Below are 24,819 nucleotides of genomic sequence, written 5' to 3'. Positions count from 1 at the left end.
ACTAAAAGGGGGCTTACCATGGAATCACAGGCTAAAACTGGGCATTCGCCATCAGGACATGACAGAAGAAATAAGTTTCGTCAATTAATTGAAACGGAAGAATTCAAGGAACTAATCCAAAGGAAAAAAGCTTTCATCGTACCTGTCACTCTCTTTTTTCTTGCTTTTTATTTTGTTCTGCCAATTTTAGCTGCTTATAGCGAAGTGTTGAAAGGCGAAGCCTTCTTCCATATTACATGGGCTTGGGTATACGCACTCCTCCAATTTGCCGTCGTATGGATAGGGGGAATCGTCTATATAAAAAAAGCAGCGAAGTACGACAAGATGGCTAAAAATATCTTGAATAAATATGAGAAGGAGCTTGGCGAATGAGCATTTTATCCCTCACGCTTTTTTTGGGCATCATCTTGTTAACGCTTACTATAACCTATTACTCTTCTAAGAAGACGAAAAATGCCAGTGATTTTTATACGGCCGGCGGCGGATTGACAGCATGGCAGAATGGATTGGCCGTGGCAGGTGACTTTATGTCAGCCGCATCTTTCCTCGGAATTACGGGTGCAATCGCACTGATTGGTTTTGATGGCTTTTACATGAGCATCGGGAACCTTGTTGCCTTTCTTGTCTTATTGTATCTTGTGTCGGAACCACTACGCAATCTAGGTAAGTTTACGCTGGCAGATATGATTTCAGCACGCTTCAAATCAAAAAAAGTGCGAGGGATAGCTGCGGCTAATACACTTGTCATTTCAATCTTTTACATGATTGCCCAACTTGTCGGTGCAGGAGGATTAATTAAACTCTTGCTGGGCATCGATTATTGGCTATCCGTTCTTCTTGTCGGTGTACTGATGACGATTTATGTGATTTTCGGAGGGATGACAGCGACAAGCTGGGTGCAGATCACCAAAGCGGTTCTCTTGCTAGGCGGTTCTGCTGTGTTGACGTTCATCGTATTTTCACGCTTTAATTTCAACATTTCAGAGATGTTTCATCATGTCCAAACTGCAACACCGCTCGGAAAGGATTTTTTGAATCCAGGAAATAAATACACCGATGGACTCGACATGATTTCATTTAATATGTCGCTTGTCCTTGGAGCAGCCGGCCTTCCGCATTTACTCGTCCGCTTCTTTACAGTAAAGGACGCAGCTACTGCAAGGAAATCCGTCGTATATTCCACATGGTTTATAGGGGTATTTTTCATCATGACGATTTTCCTTGGTTTCGGCGCTGCATCTTTCGTCGGGTTTGAGCGGATCGTCGATGCAAACCCGGCTGGAAACATGGCCGCTCCTCTTCTTGCATTAACCATAGGTGGTGAATTTTTATTCGCATTCGTTTCTGCTGTAGCATTTGCCACGATTTTAGCGGTTGTATCCGGTCTCGTTTTAACATCGGCATCCGCTTTTGCTCATGATATATACGGTGAAATTATCAAGGATGGAAATATTACTGGAAAACAGCAAGTATTCGTTGCCCGATTGGCTTCTGTCGGCGTAGCGGTCATTTCGATTCTACTTGCTTTATTCGCACAATCAATGAATGTCGCTTTTCTTTCAGTCCTCGCGCTTGGGATTGCTGCCAGTGCCAATTTACCGATCATCCTTTGCACAATATATTGGAAACGCTTCAACTCAACCGGAGCGATCACAGGAATGTCATTCGGGTTACTCAGCTCCATCATACTGGTCATGCTTAGCCCCAATGTATGGAATCCGGAACCTGGAATGGGGATTTTCACAGGCGATCCCCTCTTCACCATGAGCAACCCGACAATTTTCACCGTGCCGCTAGGCTTTATTGGAGCTTATTTAGGCACAATCTTGTCAAAGGCAAAAGATGAGGAAAACAGTTTTGCTGAAGTACTGTTCAAATCAAACACCGGATATGGGATAAGTTCAGCAAAAGACCATTAAATAAGGGGGATTTCCATGACCACACATTTAGATAAGGATATTCACGAATTGCATTACGATCAAATCAAACAAGTACTGGTCGACGAACCATATGCTTCTTTTCTAGGGATGAGGTTGACGAAACTCGGTCCCGGCACAGCGGAAGCAGAATTGATTCCAAGTGACCACATGCTAAATAGCCACGGAACGGTTCATGGTGCCATTATCTTTTCACTTGCAGATTACGTGTTTGCAGCAGCCAGCAATTCATATGGCAAAATAGCGGTTGGCGTTTCAAACAACATTAATTTCTTATCAGCTGGCAAACGGGGTGAGACTTTAACTGCCAGAGCGGAAGAGATCAAGAAAAACCATAAACTGGCCTGGTATAAAATAGACGTGTTAAATGAAAGGGAATTGATTGCAACCATGGAAGCGATGGTATTCAGGAAAAATCAATATTTCGTCGACCAAGTTGAATAAGTAATGTTTGAAACCGGACAAGCAATCCATTTGTCCGGTTTTCTTTCCCTTGATTTGCCAAGGATACGTACGCATAGAAAAAAAAGGGGGATTCCCGATTGGAATCCCCCTCCTCTATTTATAACCCTTCTTCTAGTTATTGACCGCAATACTGGAACCTATCACTATTAACGACTCCCCGCACTCCCGTTCACTTATCCCATCCGTCTGATAAGCGATTTTCCCTCTATGCCTTCCCGATGATCATGGCCAGATTTGCTGAAATCCATATGGACGTCCATTATTCAAAGAGACCGTTGTGATGCTACCATTTTCTCCTTCTTTCCTGCATATACATCCAGCGCAGCCTGCAAAGCCTCGCCCCGATTAACTTGGAACCCCTGGCGCAAAAGGACAGCTTCCAAGGAGGCCAATACAAACAGGATGTTTTCTTTCCTGCAACTGAATCCCATGGTCCCGATTCTCCAGATTTTCCCGTGAAGCGGACCAAATGAGGAAGCGATTTCTATGCCAAATTCATTCAACAGCATGTCTCTTACAGCTTCACCATCGGTTCCTTTTGGAATTTCAATGCAAGTTACACACGGAAGTTTGTTTTTCCCATCCCCGAATAACATTAGTCCCATTGCCTTGATCCCTTCAACGAGAGCAGCTTCGTGGAGTTCATGACGGGCAAAGCGCGTTTCCAGACCTTCTTCGAGCACAAGGCGCAATCCTTCACGTAACGCATAAATCATGGAAGTTGCTTCTGTATGATGATTCAAACGACGCGGTCCCCAATAATCCTGCAGCATGCTTAAATCGAAATAATTACTGGCGATCGGACGGCTGAGCGAAACCTGTTGGTTGTCTTCATCCGTGGCAATACCACGTTCCACCTTTTTGCGGGACTGGATGATTTCTTCTATTCGCTCATTATAAGTAATCGGTGCCATACCGGAAGGAACGGACAAGCATTTTTGCGTCCCTCCTATCAATCCATCAATACACCATTCATCCACCTTAACATCGGTGCCCCCGATGGAGGCAACCGCATCCACAACAAGCAGGACACCCAATTCACGGCAGGCCCGCCCGATTTCCTTCAAAGGCTGCATACAACCAGTGGAGGTTTCCCCATGTACGATTGCTGTTATTTTTGGGGAGACTTTCTTGATTTCCGCAATGACTGCTTGCGGTTCGAACACTTCTCCCCAAGGACATTCCATCGTATGGACTTCAGCTCCGTATCGCTCACAGATCTCCACCAATAAATGACCGAACCTTCCGAATATAGGAACCAGGACCTTATCCCCCGGCTCAATGATGCTGCAAAGAATCGCTTCATTACCGGATCTTGAGGTGCCATCAATCGGGAACGCCCATTTATTTTTCGTTTGAAAAACCAAACGCAGCATTTCCATCACTTCATTCATGATAGTGGTGAATGCAGGATCGAATTGCCCTAATATCGGTGTGCTCATCGCCCTTAAAACACGCGGGTCAACTTCGACCGGTCCTGGTGTCATGATCGTTCTCATCGGTGCATTCAATTCTGAATATGCCATTTTTACCAACTCCTTCAATAGGCTATTTTATAAAATATTTCATTCAAAAATCCGATTCCCTGATCCATATCCATCGCAACAGGTTTGAATCCATCCATTGTGAAACCCCAGCTTCATTTCCGCTTTCTTTGCCAGGGAATCGAGAGTCGAAAAGTGTCCTTACAAAACCTTTCAAAAACCTCTTCCTCACCGATGCCATTCGGAACATTGAATTCCGAAGCCAGACGACAGCATCCTTCCTGTAGGAATGGGAGTTGTGCCCGCATGATCACTCTTACAAATGATTTCCACCGTATAACGGCGCAGCCCGACAATATGGCTGACGACCCCATATGCGCCGCCATATTCCCCCCATCCTTGTCCGTTTCCATATGGGAACTGGTCAGAATGATTCCACCGGAGGGACGCCCTAAAGCAAACACTATCAAAATATGTAATAAGTTTTTTCCCATCCTCAGCTTTCTTTGCCTGCTGAGCGCTCATCCTTTCCTTGGAATATAATACCCGGGTCACCCCATTACTCTCAGTTGCCCCGAAAAATGCTAACCATTCTATCATCGAACGCAACATCATCCTTTTCATCTATTAATTTTTCGTTTTGATTGCCCATCTTATCGCTTCCCTTCGCAATAGCCTTTGATGCCATGAACATTCACAAAATTTATGTCATCTATTATTTTACTTGCTTTCGCATTTAACTTCATTGACAATTTTGTTAGTATTTCGGTGTTTTTTTGTGCAAAATAACCAACTGAAAGACAACCAATAATGTGTATATATACAGATTTCTATGATCAAAAGAACTTTTGTTATAGTCAGCTCCTTATCATATTGACTGGTATTTTTGATAAATTAAGATACTAGTTCTACTTATGCCAGCCAAATTAACTTTTGATGGACTGCAAACCTAAAAAGATGATGACTTATCTTTATTACATCTAATTCACATATGTTTTATTTGCTTTTTCTTTTTATAAAGAATTAGACCAAAATGGGGAACAAGTAATCGTAATCACTTGTTCCCCATTTTATCGAATAATCACTTATTTTAATCCGAAGCCCCGTATGAATTACTGGTAGAAGCAACCCTATATTGTTGATATCTGGTACTTTGGAACAACCAATTCCTTGTTCTACCCAACGTACAACATAACCGAGGATACCTTGAGCATTGTTATCCAGCTCTTGCTGAATTTCTTCCGGACTCCATTCGGGGTTTTGAGCCACTGGGATTTCTAAATATCATCACATACTTCTTATAATCAATTTCAAGTTTATCGTTAGAGATGTCCAATCGTATGAACACCTTTTTTCTTCAATCGTAAAATGAAATAACTTTTTTTTAGAATAATCACCTTATGTTTCCATTATCAGGTAGATATATCGGTTACTGCCCGACTCCCAACTTATTTGTTAATTTGTTCCAATTAATAAATTTTTCCAAAAAGATCGATATAATGACACCCATAATGAGACCATTTGTAATGAAAGGCTGCAAGAGGACAGGTATACTGCCGAATAATGCTGGCGGGATATTCATAATGCTAACTCCAACTAGGACTGGCCCCGCTAAACGGAGTATCGTTTCAGAGTTGAATAACGTTCCTTTCAGGCTGTTTAATGCGGTCCCGAACAATTGAAGGTATGCGACAAATAAAACAGCGTTACCTATTGTTAATGGTATTGTTCCTAAGAATCTCCCTAATGGCGGAATAACTCCAAGGAGAGTAAACAAAAATCCGCTTATAATGAATGGCTTTCGTTTGAATAACTTTGTACTTTGTAAAAAACCTATGGTAGATGTAAATGGTGTAAAAGGGACCAAGCCAAAAATCGAAGTGATAAACGCAAAAATACCTGTTACAAAAATAGATCTCCTGTATTGACTATGTTCCACCTTTTCCTTGTAAACATCTGCAACAGCTTGAATAGAAGCGAAGGAATTCGTTAAATTCAGAAGGACCGCAAAAAAGGAAACAAAAATAATACCAATATTCAAGTTTGGAGTTCCAAGTGGAAAGAAAGTGAATGCCATACCTGAAGAGCTAGCCGTCGGAAGATCTGAAGGGAAAATAATTCGATATAATGACCATCCTACGATAATTCCGATCAGGATTGAGAAATTGCCTAGTATTTTCCCTCCTTTAATCCTTAAAAAGCCAACGAAGATAACTATCAAGATTGAAAACAAACTGACAGGGAGATCAATTGTTCCACTTTCGGTTATTTTAAACATACCTTTGAAGAAAATAAAAATGAGCTGAAAGGTCAGTAAAAATATATAAACACTTATCACCATCGGCTAAATTACTTTCGGTTGCAAAATCCAATCCGAGTGCAGATGCAGAGATGCCCATATTTATCATCAGACCCCACATTAGCCCCGAATGGCTGTCCAATAATGGATAACGATGCCCAATCCAGGCCTGCAGAATACAGGATATTCCTGTAAAGATAAAGGAGCATCTTATCGTCATTTCAATTGTTTCTGCAGGAAGCTGGAATGCTGCTCCTACAGAAATTGGTACGACAACCGTGTTGGCAAAAATAAAAAAAAGCCACTGTAAAGAGGAGAATAATGTTACAGTAACTCCTTGCTGTTTCATCTTAATCATCACCATTTCCGATTTCTGGATTTTTATAAAATCTGTTTGCTAGTTTTTAAGGATGCTAATTGGAGAAATTACAACTCATCACATTTTATAAATAAAAATATAAGCGAAGCGCTGTCTTCATTACAATCGCTTCGCCTTAATCACTTTTTTTGTTTTTTAAAGAAGAAACTTAAATTATTTTGTAATGTTTAATAATCTTAGCCTTTTTCTAATATCTTGTTATATCCATAGGCAATGCCCCTGCAGCAAAGCCTACAAACATGAATCGGCTGTTTCCTGTATTACGCATTCCATGAATTTGATTAGGCTTGGCCAATACTACCATTCCTTTTCTGATCGTGATCTCATTCTCTAGATCAGGAAAGTATGTTCCTTCCCCCTCAATGCAGACCCAAATATCATCAACATTCGAATGGGAATGTAAAAATACTTCCTGCTCAGGTTCAAGACACCAAACTGCCCCAACAGTTTTATCCGTTTCATAAAAATAATTTTTTTGTGGTGCATTAGAATCGAATTTTGCTATTTTATCGATTTCAAAAACTCTTTCCTCAATTATCGACTTTTTGTTCAAAATTACATTCTGGTCCATACCTCAGCACCTCTTTTATATTTAATGGTTTTGAATTACACTTACCGGATCTCCCTAAAATACAATTCTGCCCGCATTAAATCTCTTGAAGTTGTCATCTACGCATTTCTTCTAAATGATGTGACCTTTTACAAGGATGCATCACGATTACAATCTTTAGAGTAAACATATGTTAAATTTTCTCTGCCTACCGCATAGGCTGCTTGATGTACATATGGACCCATGAAAATGTAATCTCCTTTCTTTACAGGAACCCACTGATTATCCAGGTTATACATCCCTTCTCCCGAGAGTAAGTAGGCTCCATGTTCTTGCACATGTGTTTCGATGAACGGATGAGATGCAGCAGGATCAAAGGAAAGAATATGAAAATTCATATCAAAATCTATATCAGCAGGCAATAGATCCTTAAGATGGACATTATGCATATCATCATAAATCCTGAATTCAATGTTGTTCGCATGGTTTGAATAAACCCATGGCCTCCGTCCTTCAAGTGGACGATACTTTTGCTTATATAGGAATAGTTTAGAATCTCCATCCGATTGGTTTTCTAAATACATCTTTGTTCCTGGCGGACAGTATAAATAACCGCTTTCATCGAGGACAAACTCTTGTTCACCTGCAACAGCTTTTATTTTCCCTTCAATAACATAGACAAATGTCTCAACATCTTCTTGTCCACCAAACCCTTCGCTGTTCTTTCCTTCCTTTTGCATTGTCACAATGTAATCGACAAAGCTTGCTCCAAGCTTTGGAGAACCCAAAATGGAAATGATACAATTCTCAAATCCCGGAACAACATTATTAACCAATCCTTCAGGTGCAATTAAAGCATATTTACCGTGCTCAATTATTGATCTGCTTGCTAATAAATCTTTAGGATAACCCATCTTTTAAACTCTCCTTTTAATCGTATTTTATTTGAAATATGTGACTCATGGTGTGCCCTGTTCCCGCTATAAATCAACTTATAATTGAAGCTTCTTTTCATATATTATTAGCTTGTGTTAGAAACAATTAAGTCCCTTATATAAATATTAACCGCTTTCATTTAATTAGTCTTTATGCCTTATCGATAAAAACGTTTTATATTTTTGTTCATTATAGATAAACATATTACCTTCATATATTTTCTCTTTCAGGTAAGGTCCTGGTTCCTTATATGCTTCTTTTGCTTTTAAGATTGTGCAATAAGATTTTCTCCAGTCCTTTATAGCTTAACAATCCTAGATTTTAATTTTTTCCACAGTGGTAATGCTGCCATTTTCAAAAACAATAGCCCCATTGACGATCGTTGTTGTTACTTGCCCTTTGAATGTCCTGCCAACATAAGGCGACTGTTGATGGCGGTAGAACAAATCTTCCTTTTTCAGCTCGAAGCTTTTGTTCAGATTAACTATCGCCAGATCAGCGTCGCTATCAACGGCTATTATCCCTTTATGGGGATAAAGGCCAAATAACTTAGCTGGATTCGTTGATGTTAATTCAACAATTTTCCCCAGAGGAAGATTACGGTTGAAATGCCCCTCTGTCAACATAATATTGAGCGTAGATTGGGCACCGGAAATCCCACCCCAGGCACTGAAAAAGTCATCATTTATTACTTCTTTCATAGAGGCAGGTGCTGGTGAATGGTCGGATGCTATTACGTCAATTTCACCGTTTGCTACAGCTTCCCATAATTGTTCCACTTCTTCATCATCACGCAGTGGAGGGCAGCATTTTGCCAAACCGCCTTTTTCCTCTAAATCTTTTAATGTCAAAGATAAATAATGAGGGCATGTTTCTACCGTAATATCCAGGCCTCTTTGCTTTGCCTGATTGATGACTTCCACTACTTTGCGGCTGCTCGCATGAACAATATGCAGCTTACACCCTGTAGCTTCTGCATATGAAATTATTCTTCTTACCGCTTCAATTTCGGAAATTATCGGTCTTGATTCGACGAAGTCTTTTGCAGTCGTCTTATTTTGTCTTTGTTTTTCTTGTGCAAGCTGATCACAAATGACTGTACTTTCAGCATGAACGGCTAAAAGTGAACCTACAGAGGCAATTTCTCTCATCCCTTTAAAAATCGTAATATCATCGACATGATTGAAATCGACAATTCCGCTCGGTGACATAAAAGCTTTAAATCCAATTACTCCATTTTCATCAAGTTCCTTAATATTCTCAATATTTTCTGGTATAAGTCCACCCCAAAAGCGGCAATTGACTACCGACTTTTCTTCGGAGCAAGCTCTCTTTAATGCCAAATATTCTTTATTGATTGTTGGCGGTGTACTGTTCAATGGCATATCAAAATAGGTTGTCACCCCACCTGCCGCTAAACTTCTGCTACCAGTTTGAACACCTTCCCACTCCGTTCTGCCTGGCTCGTTGAAATGAACATGAGAATCAATTAATCCTGGGAGGATGTGCTGCCCCTCAGCATTAATTTCTCTTGTTGCTATAGCATCAATATTTTTTCCGATAGTCACTTCTTTAATTTTCCCTTCCTTAATTGCAATATCTCCTTGAACAATCGAATCAAACATTACAAGATTTCCATTTCTAATGAGTAAATCATATGTAGCCATAGGTTCATTCCTTTCTATGGGAAATCAAATTTTATAAAAACTACAAGGCCAATCCACTTTTACAGTTGAATAATGAAGAAACGAACATCTTGCTTTGGGATGTTGGAACGTTAATATTCGGAATGAAATACAACTATTACATTCTGAACATCGTTTTGAGATATAGTAGATTCCACTTTCTATCAAGCAATTTTGGAAAGAATCGCATCCACCTATATGCGCAGCCTTGGCTGTTATCTTGTTTTGTACGGCATTTCCTCGCCAAGGCAAAAAATGATTTTAAATATTCAAACTCTTCCACTGACTATTTCACGTTTCCATCAATTAAGCCCCTTTAACCACATCCTCTCGTTTCTGTTGCACTTTTTAAACAAAAACAATATAGATGAACGAATGCGAGCATCGTACCTGAGAAAAATGATAGCAGGCAAAAACTGGCGAATTGTATGCGCCCAAAATATAAATATAGTTTCTAAATATAATAAAAAACTTGGGATTTATGGAATGTAAAAAAAATCTTGAAAACAGTATCATTAACCTTCAATCCTCTATACAATTGATTATAAGCGGATTCATCCACAAAATCATTATGCGATGTAAACAATTTCCATTTAAATTTTTGTCCAAATTTAACAAGATTCGTTTGCTTCCCTTTCTAGTAATAAAAACTGACAAAATGTAGAATTAGAAGGTGTATGATGAAAAAGGTAGAAGATTTATTTATCGTTGATGTGTTTCAAGAAGCCAAAATTATTGCTGGACATGCCGGACTTAAAAGGAAAGTAGAATCAATTGAGATTTCAGAAACACCAGATGCCATCAATTTTTTAGCTAAGAACTCCCTATTATTGACAACAGGATACGCTTTTAAAAACGACCCTCATGCATTATGCAATCTCATTTCCCAAATTAATGAACTTCCATGTGCAGGGATTGCCATTAAACTTAAAAGATTCATTGATAAGATTCCGCAGGATGTAATCGAATTGGCTGACTCATTAGAATTTCCAATTATTCAAATTCCAGAGACATTAACATTAGGTGCGGTTGCTCATCAATTATTAAGCTTTATATGGGATAATCAAATTGAAGAGTTATTCTATGCGATGCATATTCACAAGGAATTTACCAATATGATGATAAAAGGCTACAGTCTGAATTCTTTAATTGAAAATCTTGGCTCCCTATTAAAATGTCCTGTTCTCCTACTTGATCCTATTGGTGATGTGACATCCTTTTCTCATCATTTTCGTACAGGAAATATGAAAATCGTTATGAAAAATGTTCAAGAACACATTAAACGTGATATAGAAACATACCTAGAGAAAAACCAGCTCACAATCGACATCCAAAATACGGACATTTCCATAAAAATGTTTCGGGTGAAAACAATGCGTCCCTATCCCTATTTTCTATTAATTCTTCACCCTGAGAAGCTTTCATACCCATCTTCACAATTAGCTATAGAACAAGCATCAACAGTCATTTCATTCACGCTGCTTAAAAACGAGGCTATTAGAGAAAACAGCCGTTTGTTAGAAAATAACTTTTTTGCTTCCCTTGTTGATGGAAAGATTTCTAACAAACAAGAAATTATTCATAGGGGAAAACAGCATGGCTTAATCGACAATATGAAATACGTATGCATTGTATGTAAGATTGATGATGATAAACAAAACGCTTTACAAAAAAGTGCAGACATAATGAATAGATTATACGACTATTTATATAAATTTTTACATAAATCATTTTTAAAAATAGATACTAACAACATCGTTTTTATGAAAGATGGATATTTTGTTATTTTGATGCAAGCTCCTCTGAATATTAATGATTCGATTAAAAGCATAATAGAAGAAAGGCTGAAGGAATTCCAGAATGAGGCTTATTCAAATCTAAAAATTTCGTTGTCGTTTGGAGTTGGTAACTTTTCTAATGACCTTACCTATATCCACCTTACATACGAAGAGGCAGTGGAAGCATGGACAAATGGGGCTGAACTGTTTCAAAATAAATTTATCAACTTTTACGAAACCAAGCAATTAATCGAACTGATTCGGTTAATTCCCGAAAAAGATCTAAAAAAATTTTATGAAAATACTTTACGTTCTCTATCCTACCCGAAAAATAAAGATGAAAAAGACTTAGTTAATACCTTATTGGTATATTTGGATAATAATTGTGAACTTGCTATTACATCCAGGAAACTGTTTGTTCACCGTAATACCGTTAAATACCGAATTGCCAAATGTGAGGACATATTGAATTATTCCGTTCATGATGCAAAAAACTCACTTCATTTACGTATAGCTTTACTCATGAGTTCAATTTTCAGGGGTAATAGTGATTAATAAGTTATTGTAATCACTACTAAAGCAGATATTGACTGAAGGTAACTGCCCACGCAGACAGAGATCAATATAAAGAGTAAATCTCGACTTTATTTTCTGGAGTGTCTTGGATTATGGAGGAATCCAGGAATTTCAGTGGCTTTTTTATGAACATACAGAACTCCTTTTATTACATTGGACCATTGTCGATACGCATGACTGTTTCATCGAATGAAGGATCTCTGTCCTAAAATTGAAATGTATTCATTTTGAAAAAACTCGTGATCCGATACAGTCGGATCACGAGTTTTTTGTAAGTTCTCTTTTAGTTGATAGCCAAAACTTATTAGTTCCTCAATATTGGTTTGTGGCTATCTTAATCACTGTAGAGTAAAGGACTCTAGCTCCTGCACCCATATCTTCTACAGTAACGAATTCATCAGGATGATGACTAAGACCATCTTTACAACGAACGAAAATCATTGCAACATTCGTTACATCCGCCATAGCCATTGCATCGTGACCAGCACCGCTTACAAGACTGATAGCACTGCCATCCAATTCCCTAATGGACTCCTCGATTACTTTAATCAATTGTTCATCACAGTATACAGGATCGGCTTCCATGACCTGTTCAAAATGAATTTGGAGTCCTCTAGCTTTTGCTACTCTTTCACTTTCAGTTAATATGGCATCAATGGCTTTTTTCTTACGATCCACATTTAAATCACGGATATCCAGCGTTCCTGTTACGAGGCCAGGTATTACATTACTAGCACCCGGACTTACAGTAAGCTTTCCGATGGTCGCCACTAATGGTTCATTTTGGATAGCGATGTTCTCAATGTAGGAAATGAGATCACTGGCTCCTAAAAGCGCATCTTGTCTAAGGGCAACAGGAACTGTTCCTGCATGTCCAGGTTTCCCGATAATTTCAAAATAAAATCTTGTCGCACCAGCAATCCCACGAACTATGCCGACAGGTTCATTCTCCTTCTCAAGCACAGGCCCCTGTTCGATATGGAGTTCCAAATAAGCGAGAAGTTCTTCTGGAGTACGACTAGCGTCTTTATAAGCATATGGGTCTGCAATACCAATTCCTTTTAACGCTTCAGCAATTGTTATTCCTTGTTCATCTGCCCTTTCTAAATCTTCAGCAGTAAAAGTTCCTGCAATTGCTTTACTACCAAGGAAAGTTGAGTGAAACCTTACTCCTTCCTCATCACAAAAACCTACCACTTCGATTGGATTGTATAATATAATGCCATTATCCTTAAGAGTTTGAACAACTTCGATTCCAGTTATAACTCCTAAAATACCATCATATTTACCTGCTTCAATCACGCTATCTAAATGTGAACCAATCATTAAAACTGGTGCTGTAGGATCTTTCCCTTCATAACGTCCGATTATATTGTTAAGAGCATCTTTTCTTACCGTCATCCCAGCTGCTTTCATCCACTCTTCAACTAGACTTTCTGCTTTTAAACTTTCCACTGTGAAAGGTAGTCTAGTGACACCAATAGATGTTGATGAACAAGTAGCAAGTTCTTCGGTTCTAGTGTTGATTCTTATAGCATCAACATCCTTCTGAAGTTTAACCAATCGATCACTTCCCTGCCAATTTAATCTCTAAGAAAAATTTTTGTTATTTAAATCCAGTTACTTAGTGCAAAGTCATATTAACACCTTATTTAGTCGTTGCTCAATAGGAATTCTGCATGATAAGCTAATTAAAAGTTAGATTAAACGGTGACAAGCAAAAGCACTTGTCACCGTTTAATACATATCGTACATATATAGGCTAACTAACTAAACTCCCTTTTTTTGAATGTAATAATGACCATGCATCAACGAGAGTACGTTTTGACTGTGCAATTACAATATCAGATGATTCTGTACCGACAGGTTTTACTTCAAAAGCGACTATATTCTTTATACCTTCACCGATGTAACCAATTTCTAATAGAGATCGTAAATACTCCGCTAATTCAGGAACATCAACTTCACTTCCTGGATATCCGAAACGCGGATGCTGATCGCCGTAAGCAGGATCAGAAGTATCTTTAATATAGCAATTTCCGATATGGGCATGGTTAATATAATCACGAGCAACCGTTAATGCATCATGAGACGTTTCACGTTGCATTGGTAAATGACTTAAATCAAGCATTAAACCGAAAGTGGGATCTACCTTACGAACTTCTTTTGCAACTTCAACAGCAAGTTTATTCGAACCGATTAGACATTTCTTATCAGTCTCATCATCAAATGTTTCAAGTGAGAGTACTAAATCACCTTTAGATTTTGCATAATCGCATAATTCTTTGATAGAATTCGTTAGTAATTGTAAGGCAACATCTTCTTGCGTATCTGGTTTAGCCCCACTTAAGAAACCAAGTTTAGCAGCATTTACTTCGTAAGCCTGATCAATTCCGCCTTTTACTAAATCGATAGCCCTTCTACGCTCAGCTTCATCAAAAGAATTAAGGTTTCCTTTGTTTCTTAATAGAATCGGTTGTGCACCAAATCCTACATTCATTCCACCGGATTGTAAAATTTGAGCAGCCTCTTTACGTTCTTCAGGATTGTTAATGGATGTAATTTCAATTCCAGAGAAAAAATCATCTTGTACAATTTTCTTAATTGTTTCAACAGCTGGGCCATCTCCACCCATTGTTTCCGGATAAGCCATAAAGTGAACAATTCCGACTTTCATAGAATTATGAAGATTTGCTGACATCGTTTCGCCGATTTTTCGGCTTCCCTCCTTTTATAAACCCATTATTTAAGTACAGTCAAGACTGCTTTTCATTACTAATTTGTTTTTTGAAGCAATAGGTTATATCCTATTGCTTCAAAAAAATCACTTCCATCAATATGGCGATTATTTAGAATAATCAATTTTTTCGGAGTATTTGAAGCCGTTAAGTGCACCGTTATTAGAGAATTCGCATGCGTTCTTAGGATCTGGATCAACTATAACTTCGATTAAATATGGTTTACCTGAGTCAACTGCACGTTGTAGAGCTGGTTTGATATCATCATAATGTGTAACAAGCTCACCACGAACCCCCATACCTTCAGCCGTTTTAACAAAGTCGATTCCTCGCTCTTCATTATCACATAATTCATTTTTGTAAATTAAGTCCGTAGAAATTTGACGTTCATTATAGAACCAGTTTTGTTGTTGACGAATTAATCCCATTAATGAGTTATTCATACAGAAAATAATGACCGGAATATCATGCTTTGCAGCTGTAGCGATATCTTGTAATGACATCCCTAAGCTTCCATCACCAAGGATGTTTACACTTTGTCTTTCAGGAAATGCAAGTTTCGCTGCCATTGCTGCACCAAGGCCCCAACCCATTGTCCCCGCACCACCAGTTAATAAGTATGTTCTTGGTACATACGTTTCAAATAATTGAGAGGACCAGATTTGGCTGATACCGCAGTCATGTGATACGAAGGCATCGCGATCTAAGAATTCACGAAGTTCTCGCAATGCACGCTCTTGTCTGATTGGAAGTGTTGTGTAATCCGTTTTACGTGCCCATTTCTTACGCTCTTCAGTTAAGTTAACTCTAGTACCTACTTCGGCAGTTGCAGCTACATGAGCACCAAGTGCTTTATGGGCTTCTGCAAGTTTAACCATGAAGGTTTTAACATCAGAAACGATACCTAAAATCGTTGGTACAACTTTACCAATTTCCTTATTGTCAAGATTTACGTGGATGATTTTCTTACCGTTTTGTGTGAATACCGAAACATTACCAGTTGAACGATCAGCGAAACGTCCGGCAAGGTTGATTACTAAGTCGGCTTCAACAATTGTTTTGTTACCGAATGGAGTATCAAGCATCGTTCCCATACGTCCAGCGAATAAAGGGTGATCGTTAGGGAAAGTATCCATCCCCATGCCAGAAGTTACTACAGGGATTTGCAGTTCTTCAGCTAGCGCTTTCAATTCAATGGTAGCGTTTGCAATGTTGACCCCTCCACCAGAAAGTAAGACCGGTCTTTTAGCATCTTTTAATAATTCCAATGTTTTCTCTATATCAGCGTCAGAAGCTTGTGGTAAGTTATCGACTGGAGTAGAACCGATAAGCACATCTAAGTCGACTTCTATTTCAACTTTTTGTTGATCAACTGGTAAATCAAGAAGGACTGGACCTTTTCTGCCAGTAGTAGCTGTTACCCATGCTTCATGGATAAATTCAGCAGCTTTCGAACCGTCAGTTAAACGGTATGCAGCTTTCGTTACAGGCTTTGCCATTTCAACGATAGGCGCTTCTTGGAATTGCATGGTTCCAATTAAACTATTTTTTTGTTGACCGGTAATGGCTATCATTGGAATGGAATCCATCCATGCACCGTAAAGGCCGGTTAAGAAGTTAGTTCCGCCAGGACCTGAAGTGGCAGCACATACGCCCACTTCACCAGTTGCTCTTGAATAACCATCAGCCATGAAAGCCCCCGTTTGCTCGTGACGAACAATATATGATTCAATTTTAGTTAATTCTTTAATTGCATCATAGAATGGTAAAATTGCAGCTCCCGGTACACCGTAAACATGTTTCACCCCTCTTTTTTCTAAATACAAGGCAATTAACTCAGCAGCTGTCATTTTTTGTTTAGCCATTTATATCTCTCCCTTTTGATCCTTTTTTATATTTTCAAAGATTTGAGCAATTGAATCTTTATCCCCAACGTTGCCTGGAAATACGATATAAGGTGTATCTTTGAACTTAGCTTCACTTCCGGTTAACCATACTGGAACACCGGCGATCGCTTGCCCTAGAATTTTTGCATATTTAATATCTAAGCCGTCAGTTGCCACATCACTCGAAGTTATACCGCCTTTTGCCATGATGAATTTCGGCTTTACTTTTAGTGAGCGAATAACTTTAACTAAACAACTTGAAACAGTTTGACTAATCTTCAAGTTTTCTTCCTTATCTTTCGCACTAATTAAATCTCTACTCGTATATACAAGCGTATCGCGATTAGAAGAAATATTTTGATCTACTAATTGACATACTCGTGTTAGCTCTTCAATTCTTGTTTCTTTATTTAGAACTTTCACAACATCCATTTCGATTTGTTCAATCGGGTATTTATTCATTAGTTCCTTAATTTGTTCCGTAGTTTTATTCGTGTGAGAACCTACTATAATAAAGCCACCATTATTTTGGCTTTCATCATTTGAAACAATCTCATTAGCTGATAAATATGGACGATCCTGAATTCCCGCAATCGATTTTACAATAGATGCTGCAGTTCTAAACAAGAATTGCTTGCCAGAATCAATTGCTTTAAGGACAGCTAATGATACGATGTCTAAATCATAGTAAGATTTAGCATTTACTATAATAGGAGTATTATTGTTAGCAGATAGTAAAATCTCATAAACTCTATCAATGCCGCCATTATGAATATTTTCCAGTGATATGATCAATGCTGACTCTGAAGCTACGCTTCCATTTGTCTTTTCTTCAATCCATTTTGGCAAATTAGCGGTTTTGAAACCGAAAACGGAATCATTCGCAAATTCTGTTTCATTTACTGGGACAAGCTGGCCGTCCATACCTAAATAATGAATATTATCTATGGTGTAACGATGTGCTTCAAAAAAAGCCGGAATGATTAAATGACCTGAAATTTGTACATCAGCAGTTTTTAATAATTCATCTTGGAGCACATTAATTTCAAGTGGATAATGCCCTCTTAATGTTGAGTCACTTCTACTGATAATTGAATAATTGATTCCCATTTCCTTAGTAACGTCAACAATGTTTTGGACAATCTCCCTATTGATGTTTTCCGTCTTTTCTGCATTATAACTTCTTGTGTTTGTTAAAATATAAAGTACACTTCTCTCATCAGATAATCCTTTTTTAATCCAGTCTTTTCCCCAGTCCGTGATGACAAAAATATCATGTACCGTTTGGACACCGGTTGGATCATCATCTAAAACGATAAACTTATGTTTTGTTTGATTTAAATGAGCTTTGATTTCAGCACGAAGGCTGTCATCCGATTTAGAGAAGAGGTCTAAAGTATCCTTTAAACTTAGATATTGGGTTGCGTTTGACAAAAACCCTCCCCCTTTCATTATCTAAAAATGTGATTAGCTAGTTACTCTATGCCCTAATAATTCATTTGCAGTAGAAATAATACGGTGTGCTCTTAATTCAAATAGATCAAGTAATTCATCCATTTTTCCAGAAACCCCAAAACGGTCATTTGTACCGATTCTTCTTAATATAGCTGGTTGGCTTTCCGACAATACTTCAGCAACAGCACTACCTAATCCACCTATAATTGAATGCTCTTCAACTGTGATGACATGTTTTGTTTTCGCAGCAGATGCAATAATGGCTTCTTTATCAATAGGTTTAATTGTATGGATGTGTAAAAGTTCGGCGCTTACACCTTGCTTTTCCAATTCACCTGCCGCTTTTAGTGATTCATCAAGCATTATCCCAGTACTGATGATTGTAATATCAGATCCTTCACGGTATTTAATTGCTTTACCTATTTTGAATGGTTCTTCTTTTTTGGTAACGATCGGTACTGGTAATTTGCCAACACGGAGGTAAATTGGTCCTTCATGGTAATAAGCAGCTTCTACTGCTTTTTCCATTTCAACCGCATCAGCTGGAACAATTACAGTCATACGTGGAAGTGATCGCATTAAAGAAATATCTTCAAGCGGTAAATGTGTTGCACCTTCTTGAGCAGCTGATGTACCAGCGTTATGACCGACAATTTTCACATTGTTATTTGAATAACAAACTGAAATTCTCATTTGATCAAATGCGCGCCCAGTAAGGAAGTTTGCATAAGCATTGGCAAATGGTACTTTACCCGCCACTGCCATACCGGCTGCGGTACCTACTAAATCACATTCAGAAATACCGATGTTGAAAAAGCGTTCTGGAAATCTATTTTTATATAGATTTGTCATATTCGATTTTGCGCAGTCCGCGTCAAGTACCACTAAATTGTCATGTTTTTCTCCAAGTCTAATTAGTGCATCAGCAAAACCTTTACGTGGTGCTTCTTGATTTGCCATCTTAAGCCAACTCCTTTAAAGCGATTTCTAATTGCTCATCATTCGGAGCCATTCCATGCCAATCATGTGTATCTTCCATAAATGAAACTCCCTTGCCTTTAACCGTATGAGCTAGAATTGCAGTAGGTCTGCCTTTAGTGCGTTTAGCTTCTTTATACGCTTCATTAACTGCATGAATATCATGACCATCAATTTCAACAACGTGCCAACCGAAAGCTCTAAATTTATCACCAAGATTTTTTACACCTTTTACATTTTCAACAAAATCATCAAGTTGAATTTTGTTCCAGTCGATAATCGCACAAACGTTATCAAGATTGTAATGTGCAGTTGTCATTGCCGCTTCCCATACTTGACCTTCTTGTAATTCTCCATCACCTATCATGCAATATGATCTTCTATTGCTGCCATCCAGTTTTGCAATTAATCCAACACCATTAGCTACCGATAATCCTTGACCAAGTGATCCTGAAGATATGTCTACACCTGGAATATGCTCTCCACATGGATGTCCATGTAACCTACCGTCAACATCCCTGAAGGTCATTAACTCTTCAACCGGGAAGAAACCTTTTTCAGCTAATACTGAATAAAATACAGGTGTACAATGCCCCTTAGATAAGAAGAAACAATCTCGGTCTTGCCAATCTGGGTTGTCAGGATCAACATTCATGTGTTCAAAAAATAGGACGGACATTAATTCAGTTGCCGATAAAGAACCACCGGGATGACCACTTCCTGCATGGTTCGTCATTTTAACTATGTGTCGACGAATTGTTTTCGTTAGATTATTATAAAATTCGCCTTTCTCTTTAGAAAAATCCACTATTTACTCCTCCTTTTAGTCGCGCAATAAGCAACGCAGTTTCATTAATTGATTAAAAAAATAAAAATAAGTAATTCGTTGCTTATTAACTAACCTTGTTTCTTATTTTGATATTATCACCGTTTTTTGAATATTTCAAGTATTTTACCATTAAATTTTTTATAAAATTTTCGTAGGACAAAACACCAATGTTCCTATTCGAAGATAAACTTGATTCAATAAATTTCCACAAAAAAAGAATTGGTCTTATACCAATTCTTTCAGTTTGTAGACAAAAGGGGTTCGGAATTAAAAAATTTCTAACCCCTTTTAAACTTCCCTTTGAAATTTTGACCAAAGGTTAAGAGAAATACTTGGGCCTCCTACCTGAATACATATCTTTCAACAAGTCTAAATGAAAGTGAAGTCAATGGAAGCCTCAATTTTACGAAACAAATGGTTTGCCGGCACCAGTTGATCTAAAGTAATCATTTCAAGTTGATCTCGTTGAATAGAAGGATGTTTCTAAAGCATCCTCATCACCTCAAGTATTAATAGATCTATTCTAAAACAAAAGAGACTGTAGGCAAAAGGAGTTCTATCCAAATTTTTATACATAGTTGATTGGAACGGAAGGCGCGAGACTCCTGCGGGAATAGCGAGTCCAAGGGAGACCCCACAGGCGCAAGTGCGCCGAGGAGGCTCCCGGACCGCCCGCGGAAAGCGAGTGCCCTACGTTCCAATCAACGTCCAAATTTGTACAAGCAAAAAAATGTAGACAAACTCGATTTTCATCGAGTTTGTCTACATTCCGAAAGAATTGGCATTATACCAATTCTTTTTCACATTATTTAATTATCTGTGTAACCAAGCCTTTTGGAAATCTTTTTACCAATATCCATTATAATTGGTTTAATTTCAGTTAATCTTTCTTCAGTCATTCGTATGCTTGGTCCTGATATACTAACAGCAGCGGTAATTTTCTTCCGATTATCAAAAATTGGCGCTGCAATACAGGTGATTCCTTGTTCATTTTCCTCAATTTCCCTACCAATACCTTCGTTCCTTATTTTTCCCAATTCTTTAAAAAAGGATTCTTTATCGGTAATCGTTTGTTCAGTATGTTTTGGTAAACCATGCTTGTCAATTATATCTACGATCTCATTTAATGGCAGATGGGCCAAGATTACCTTCCCAACTGCCGTACAATGCATTGGGGCACGTCTCCCTACTTGTGAATGTGTTCTAAGGGTTTCACTTCCCTCAAGCTTTTCAATATAGATTACCTCTCCTTGATCATATACGGTCAAGTGGATCACTTCATTAATATGTGATTCTAACTCTTCCAGAAATGGTTTAGCTTGAGTTCTCAAGTCAATAGATTCAAGCAGCATCGAACTTAATTCTAAATATTTATAGCCTAATCTATATTTTTTAGTTTCAGGATTTTGTTCGATGAATCCATGATCTACAAGAGTACTTAATAATCTGAATATAGAGCTTTTATTTAAATCTAGGTTGGAGGCCAGCTCAGTAACCCCAATCCCTTCTTTACGCTTGCTCACTAATGAAATTATTGTTAACGCCCTATCTACTGACTTAACCATTTATATTAACCTCCGATTAAATCCTATATTACTGATCTGTTTCTTTATCTTACCACAAGAGCAATCCACAGACATAATACCAGTCAAAAATAAACCAAAAAAGAAGGTATGACGCCATTAAGGACAACTTAAGTGCCCTTTTGGGTCAACCTTCTTTACATAACTTTATGCTTGTACGAAACTACTTTTTGCCGAAATGAACTTCCCAATTGGATGACTTACAATCCCTTTTTCAAAATCAAATACTAGTTGTCCTCTTACGAACGTTTTCGTCACTCGACAGTTAATCTTTCTCCCAACATAAGGGCTTTGTTGATGACGGTAATACAAATCTTCTGGCTGAATGGTGTATGATTTATTTGGATCAAGAAGAATGATATCAGCGTCATAGGAAACTTTAATGCTTCCTTTATTTCTTAAGTTAAATATTTCTGCAGGTTTTGTCGCAATCATCTTTGAAAAATCACTTACAGAAACCCCACGTTTCTTAACAGCCTCGTCAAACATTAAATCAACATTATTTTGGCAGCCACTAATCCCTCCCCACACTTCAAACATATTATTGGTGTTGCTCTGCTTCATTTCTGGAGGACATGGGGAATGGTCTGAGGCCAGGATATCAATTTTCCCTTCCTTAAGAGCTTCCCATAATTTATCTTGTTCTGTTTTAGTACGAAGCGGTGGGGCGCATTTCGCAACAGGTCCTATCCTTTCAAAGGTTTCCATATCCAACGTGAAATAGTGAGGACACGATTCTATCGTAACCTCTTGGCCTAGTTTACGTGCTTTAAGGATTTCTTCAACAGCCTCTTCACTGCTAATATGAACAAAATGTAATTTGCATCCAGTCTCTTTACCCAATAACAAAGCACGTTTTACAGCATCAACCTCAGTAAAAATGGGGCGGGACTCTACATAATCTCTTGCTGTTGTCTTCCCTTGTTTTTTCTTTTCAATTGCCAGTTTATCAGTAAGCTCTGCATTCTCAGCATGTATAGATAAAATATGCCCCAATTCCGATAGTTTTTTCATACCTTGATATAGAGTAAAATCATCAACATTTTTAAAATCTCCAATTTCCTCACTGCCACATGTTGCCATAAAACATTTGAAGGCCACAACACCTTCGTTAGAAAGGTCCTCTAAATCTTGGAGATTATCAGGAACTAATCCACCATACAAAGCATAATCAACATACGCCTTATTTTCAGCAGATCTTAATTTTAAATGCAGTGAACTCTTTGTAGTCGTTGCCGGCAAAGCGTTTAATGGCATATCTACAAATGATGTTGTCCCTCCTGCAGCTAGTGCTTGAGTTCCTGTTTCAAACCCTTCCCACTCCGTTCTGCCTGGCTCGCAAATATGGACATGGGCATCTATCATCCCAGGCATGACATATTGATGAGCAGCATCTATGATTTCAGCAGATTCTCCGGCTATTTCTTTTGAAATTTCTGCAATTTTACCATGAAGTATACCGATATCTAGTTGTTCCACTGTATTTTCAATTACTACATTTCCGTTCTTTATAACTAAATCAAACTTCATTCCCCCAACCCCTTTTTGCAATTTTCAGTATATTTACATTGTTCAATTGCCTTGTTTATTTCATCCTCAGATTGCATCAATCCATTATAAATAGACAGAGAGAATAACCCCCGGAAACATAGAAATACAGGTTTACTTTTCAAAAATAGTACCCTTTTTGAATTTTGAATCTTTAAATGCAAATTTCATCAAAAGCAAATATGCACTGCCTCCCACAACAACGCCGATAATCCATGCCAGCTCCACTTTCAAACAGGCTGCACCGGCGCCGATTAGCAATGCAAGCACCGCTGCTGGATTATAACCGGCAAATGGACCGTCTTCCTTATACAAATCTGCAACATTTACCTTTTGCTTTCTTAATATATAGTATTCGACTAATAATATAGAAACAATCGGTCCTAAAAATGCGGAGTATATAAGAATGAAGATTCCAAGACCCTTTGCCGAAGAATCCTGCACAAGAACCCAAGGGAATGAACAAAATGCAAGCAGTCCGGTTATGGTAACTGCAGGTTTATATTTCATTTTTGTAAGCAATGTAATAACATAGGTTGGCGGAATAATATTGGCAACCATGTTTACTGCCACCGCACCCAAAACAATAAATGCGGATACAAAGAGGGTAATATACGAGTTATCCACCACGACCGCAAACGCTTTCACAGGATTGTTGATGCCGGTTGCGGAAGCAAGCATTCCACCGATTGTAAGTGTCAAGCCGTACGCTGTTAAAATAGGAAGAAAGTACAAAAACCCGCGTTTTTTGTCGCTAATACCGGTTTTTAGCTCTCTTGAATAGTCCGCTGCACTTAAAAAGATAGCCGCATAATTCCCCATAAACATCATGATCAATGCAAAGAAAGGTAAGCCCCATGATCCTTCTGCATGAACCCATTTTTCTGCAATAACATCGCTATAGGAGGTTAGTAGAACGCCAAATACATAGAGAAGCGCAAGTACAATAACAATAGACGCAAGCGTTTCCACCCATTTAATGGCATGGAATCCATACAGCGAAAGCCCAATTTGCACCAACTGCAGCACGACAAAGCAAATGGCAACATTATCAAAGGCGCCGCCCGTCATAATCTTCGCAATTTCATTTAAGGCAGTACCGCCAATCCAACTTTGAAAACCGTACCAAACGATGGCGGGAATACCGCGCATCAGTGATGATATTACGGAACCTTTCAGGCCAAAGGACATTCTAAGCTGTACAACATATGGGATACCCGTTCTGTATCCGAGCCTATCATTTAAAGCAAAAACAGTTGAAATGATACCAATTGCCATGATAGCTGCGGCAAATGTCTGAAAGATGTTTAACGTAGCGATTCCCGCTACAATCATACTGGCTCCAAGCGTCATATTACCTAGATTAACACCGTCACCAACCCACATGAAAATATAGTCTACCGGACTTACCGTCCTACCTTCCTCGGTTTTCGGATTAAGTGATTCATCCACACCCGTATCATGTTGGATCTGCGTTTCTTGTGGAACGTAACTTTCTAAATTTGTAGACATGATACATCCAACCCCTTTTTTATTGTTTGCCGCATTTTAATGCATTGGTTAACAAGTTAGGTCTTAGATGTTTGCCAAGGCTATGATATGATACAAACTTCCTTCTAAGTGGTCTTTTCTGTTCATCATTCACAGGAATTAAAATGCGAATTTATTTTGTTAAAAGTACTATTTCCCATCAATCACCCGATGTCTCGTCGC

General features: G+C 38.4%; 20 protein-coding genes and 1 pseudogene. 4 read left to right on the top strand and 17 right to left on the bottom strand.

The genetic code is table 11. The features are described 5' to 3' along the window. Positions 1–18 precede the first annotated feature (18 nt). Genes ACZ9AO_RS07050 through ACZ9AO_RS07040 form a run of 3 tightly spaced genes read left to right on the top strand, consistent with a single transcriptional unit; the run spans position 19 to position 2,381 of the window. Entirely contained in the window at positions 19–372 is a 354-nt protein-coding gene (locus ACZ9AO_RS07050) for a DUF485 domain-containing protein (protein WP_476108758.1), read from the top strand. After that, positions 369–1,919, top strand: coding sequence for a solute symporter family protein (locus ACZ9AO_RS07045; RefSeq protein WP_476108757.1), 1,551 nt, complete (start codon positions 369–371; stop codon positions 1,917–1,919). Before ACZ9AO_RS07050 ends, ACZ9AO_RS07045 begins: the two co-directional genes overlap by 4 nt. Positions 1,920–1,934: 15 nt before the next feature. Further along, positions 1,935–2,381, top strand: coding sequence for a PaaI family thioesterase (locus ACZ9AO_RS07040; protein ID WP_214806627.1), 447 nt, complete (start codon positions 1,935–1,937; stop codon positions 2,379–2,381). Positions 2,382–2,665: 284 nt separating this feature from the next. On the opposite strand, the gene ACZ9AO_RS07035 is transcribed toward ACZ9AO_RS07040, so the two are convergent. The 8 genes and pseudogenes from ACZ9AO_RS07035 to ACZ9AO_RS07000 all read right to left on the bottom strand — a co-directional run bounded on the left by ACZ9AO_RS07035 (position 2,666) and on the right by ACZ9AO_RS07000 (position 9,717). Next, positions 2,666–3,928, bottom strand: coding sequence for a pyridoxal-phosphate-dependent aminotransferase family protein (locus tag ACZ9AO_RS07035; protein ID WP_476108756.1), 1,263 nt, complete (start codon positions 3,926–3,928; stop codon positions 2,666–2,668). Positions 3,929–4,114: 186 nt separating this feature from the next. Next, complete coding sequence (locus ACZ9AO_RS07030) at positions 4,115–4,486, bottom strand: hypothetical protein (protein WP_476108755.1); 372 nt, start codon at positions 4,484–4,486, stop codon at positions 4,115–4,117. Positions 4,487–5,008: 522 nt separating this feature from the next. Then, positions 5,009–5,167, bottom strand: a pseudogene (locus tag ACZ9AO_RS07025) (hypothetical protein); the annotation flags it as partial. 148 nt (positions 5,168–5,315) lie between these two features. Continuing rightward, a complete protein-coding gene (locus tag ACZ9AO_RS07020) occupies positions 5,316–6,227 on the bottom strand; it encodes a purine/pyrimidine permease (RefSeq protein WP_476108754.1) in 912 nt (303 codons plus the stop codon). Further along, positions 6,157–6,534 (bottom strand): purine/pyrimidine permease, encoded by a 378-nt coding sequence (locus tag ACZ9AO_RS07015; protein ID WP_476108753.1) that lies wholly within the window; start codon positions 6,532–6,534, stop codon positions 6,157–6,159. The genes ACZ9AO_RS07020 and ACZ9AO_RS07015 overlap by 71 nt, the downstream gene beginning before the upstream one ends. Before the next feature lie 217 nt (positions 6,535–6,751). Next, the gene (locus ACZ9AO_RS07010) at positions 6,752–7,135 is read right to left on the bottom strand and encodes a cupin domain-containing protein (RefSeq protein ID WP_207117649.1); all 384 of its coding nucleotides are present in this window, start codon (positions 7,133–7,135) and stop codon (positions 6,752–6,754) included. Between the two features lie 128 nt (positions 7,136–7,263). Further along, positions 7,264–8,028 carry a (S)-ureidoglycine aminohydrolase gene (allE, locus tag ACZ9AO_RS07005; protein ID WP_476108752.1) on the bottom strand — a complete coding sequence of 255 codons (765 nt, stop codon included), beginning with the start codon at positions 8,026–8,028 and terminating at the stop codon, positions 7,264–7,266. Between the two features lie 336 nt (positions 8,029–8,364). Beyond that, the gene (locus ACZ9AO_RS07000; protein ID WP_048689595.1) at positions 8,365–9,717 is read right to left on the bottom strand and encodes an allantoinase; all 1,353 of its coding nucleotides are present in this window, start codon (positions 9,715–9,717) and stop codon (positions 8,365–8,367) included. A 698-nt stretch (positions 9,718–10,415) separates the two neighbouring features. On the opposite strand from ACZ9AO_RS07000, the gene ACZ9AO_RS06995 reads away from it, so the two are divergent. Further along, positions 10,416–12,068 (top strand): PucR family transcriptional regulator, encoded by a 1,653-nt coding sequence (locus ACZ9AO_RS06995; protein WP_476108751.1) that lies wholly within the window; start codon positions 10,416–10,418, stop codon positions 12,066–12,068. Between the two features lie 333 nt (positions 12,069–12,401). Here the strand turns inward: ACZ9AO_RS06995 and ACZ9AO_RS06990 are convergent, their stop codons facing one another. The 9 genes from ACZ9AO_RS06990 to ACZ9AO_RS06950 all read right to left on the bottom strand — a co-directional run bounded on the left by ACZ9AO_RS06990 (position 12,402) and on the right by ACZ9AO_RS06950 (position 24,618). Next, positions 12,402–13,652, bottom strand: a complete 1,251-nt coding sequence (locus ACZ9AO_RS06990) for an allantoate amidohydrolase (protein WP_476108750.1) — start codon at positions 13,650–13,652, stop codon at positions 12,402–12,404. Between the two features lie 199 nt (positions 13,653–13,851). After that, the gene (locus ACZ9AO_RS06985; protein ID WP_251541276.1) at positions 13,852–14,790 is read right to left on the bottom strand and encodes a sugar phosphate isomerase/epimerase family protein; all 939 of its coding nucleotides are present in this window, start codon (positions 14,788–14,790) and stop codon (positions 13,852–13,854) included. Positions 14,791–14,934: 144 nt separating this feature from the next. After that, on the bottom strand, positions 14,935–16,692 hold the full coding sequence (locus tag ACZ9AO_RS06980) for a thiamine pyrophosphate-binding protein (RefSeq protein WP_054397389.1): 1,758 nt from the start codon (positions 16,690–16,692) through the stop codon (positions 14,935–14,937). Beyond that, on the bottom strand, positions 16,693–18,147 hold the full coding sequence (locus tag ACZ9AO_RS06975) for a four-carbon acid sugar kinase family protein (protein WP_476108749.1): 1,455 nt from the start codon (positions 18,145–18,147) through the stop codon (positions 16,693–16,695). A gap of 33 nt (positions 18,148–18,180) precedes the next feature. Next, positions 18,181–19,128, bottom strand: coding sequence for a transketolase family protein (locus ACZ9AO_RS06970; protein ID WP_214769829.1), 948 nt, complete (start codon positions 19,126–19,128; stop codon positions 18,181–18,183). A 1-nt stretch (position 19,129) separates the two neighbouring features. Then, on the bottom strand, positions 19,130–19,954 hold the full coding sequence (locus tag ACZ9AO_RS06965) for a transketolase (protein WP_034314956.1): 825 nt from the start codon (positions 19,952–19,954) through the stop codon (positions 19,130–19,132). 830 nt (positions 19,955–20,784) lie between these two features. Beyond that, positions 20,785–21,540 (bottom strand): IclR family transcriptional regulator, encoded by a 756-nt coding sequence (locus ACZ9AO_RS06960; RefSeq protein WP_053533978.1) that lies wholly within the window; start codon positions 21,538–21,540, stop codon positions 20,785–20,787. Between the two features lie 165 nt (positions 21,541–21,705). After that, positions 21,706–23,088, bottom strand: a complete 1,383-nt coding sequence (gene allB / locus ACZ9AO_RS06955; protein ID WP_252268784.1) for an allantoinase AllB — start codon at positions 23,086–23,088, stop codon at positions 21,706–21,708. A gap of 132 nt (positions 23,089–23,220) precedes the next feature. Next, complete coding sequence (locus ACZ9AO_RS06950; RefSeq protein ID WP_057275695.1) at positions 23,221–24,618, bottom strand: NCS1 family transporter; 1,398 nt, start codon at positions 24,616–24,618, stop codon at positions 23,221–23,223. Between the last annotated feature and the right edge of the window lie 201 nt (positions 24,619–24,819).

This window comes from Peribacillus sp. TE19612, assembly GCF_056279465.1.
The sequence above is the reverse complement of the archived record's forward strand: the minus strand, read 5'-3'. Positions and strand labels throughout refer to the sequence as shown.

What these genes read in the sequence shown, in the direction of transcription:
- ACZ9AO_RS07050 (WP_476108758.1), top strand. Translation starts at nt 19, where the DNA reads ATGGAATCACAGGCTAAAACTGGGCATTCGCCATCAGGACATGACAGA.
- ACZ9AO_RS07045 (WP_476108757.1), top strand. Translation starts at nt 369, where the DNA reads ATGAGCATTTTATCCCTCACGCTTTTTTTGGGCATCATCTTGTTAACG.
- ACZ9AO_RS07040 (WP_214806627.1), top strand. Translation starts at nt 1,935, where the DNA reads ATGACCACACATTTAGATAAGGATATTCACGAATTGCATTACGATCAA.
- ACZ9AO_RS07035 (WP_476108756.1), bottom strand. Translation starts at nt 3,928, where the DNA reads ATGGCATATTCAGAATTGAATGCACCGATGAGAACGATCATGACACCA.
- ACZ9AO_RS07030 (WP_476108755.1), bottom strand. Translation starts at nt 4,486, where the DNA reads ATGATAGAATGGTTAGCATTTTTCGGGGCAACTGAGAGTAATGGGGTG.
- ACZ9AO_RS07020 (WP_476108754.1), bottom strand. Translation starts at nt 6,227, where the DNA reads ATGGTGATAAGTGTTTATATATTTTTACTGACCTTTCAGCTCATTTTT.
- ACZ9AO_RS07015 (WP_476108753.1), bottom strand. Translation starts at nt 6,534, where the DNA reads ATGAAACAGCAAGGAGTTACTGTAACATTATTCTCCTCTTTACAGTGG.
- ACZ9AO_RS07010 (WP_207117649.1), bottom strand. Translation starts at nt 7,135, where the DNA reads ATGGACCAGAATGTAATTTTGAACAAAAAGTCGATAATTGAGGAAAGA.
- allE (WP_476108752.1), bottom strand. Translation starts at nt 8,028, where the DNA reads ATGGGTTATCCTAAAGATTTATTAGCAAGCAGATCAATAATTGAGCAC.
- ACZ9AO_RS07000 (WP_048689595.1), bottom strand. Translation starts at nt 9,717, where the DNA reads ATGGCTACATATGATTTACTCATTAGAAATGGAAATCTTGTAATGTTT.
- ACZ9AO_RS06995 (WP_476108751.1), top strand. Translation starts at nt 10,416, where the DNA reads ATGAAAAAGGTAGAAGATTTATTTATCGTTGATGTGTTTCAAGAAGCC.
- ACZ9AO_RS06985 (WP_251541276.1), bottom strand. Translation starts at nt 14,790, where the DNA reads ATGTCAGCAAATCTTCATAATTCTATGAAAGTCGGAATTGTTCACTTT.
- ACZ9AO_RS06980 (WP_054397389.1), bottom strand. Translation starts at nt 16,692, where the DNA reads ATGGCTAAACAAAAAATGACAGCTGCTGAGTTAATTGCCTTGTATTTA.
- ACZ9AO_RS06970 (WP_214769829.1), bottom strand. Translation starts at nt 19,128, where the DNA reads ATGGCAAATCAAGAAGCACCACGTAAAGGTTTTGCTGATGCACTAATT.
- ACZ9AO_RS06960 (WP_053533978.1), bottom strand. Translation starts at nt 21,540, where the DNA reads ATGGTTAAGTCAGTAGATAGGGCGTTAACAATAATTTCATTAGTGAGC.
- allB (WP_252268784.1), bottom strand. Translation starts at nt 23,088, where the DNA reads ATGAAGTTTGATTTAGTTATAAAGAACGGAAATGTAGTAATTGAAAAT.
- ACZ9AO_RS06950 (WP_057275695.1), bottom strand. Translation starts at nt 24,618, where the DNA reads ATGTCTACAAATTTAGAAAGTTACGTTCCACAAGAAACGCAGATCCAA.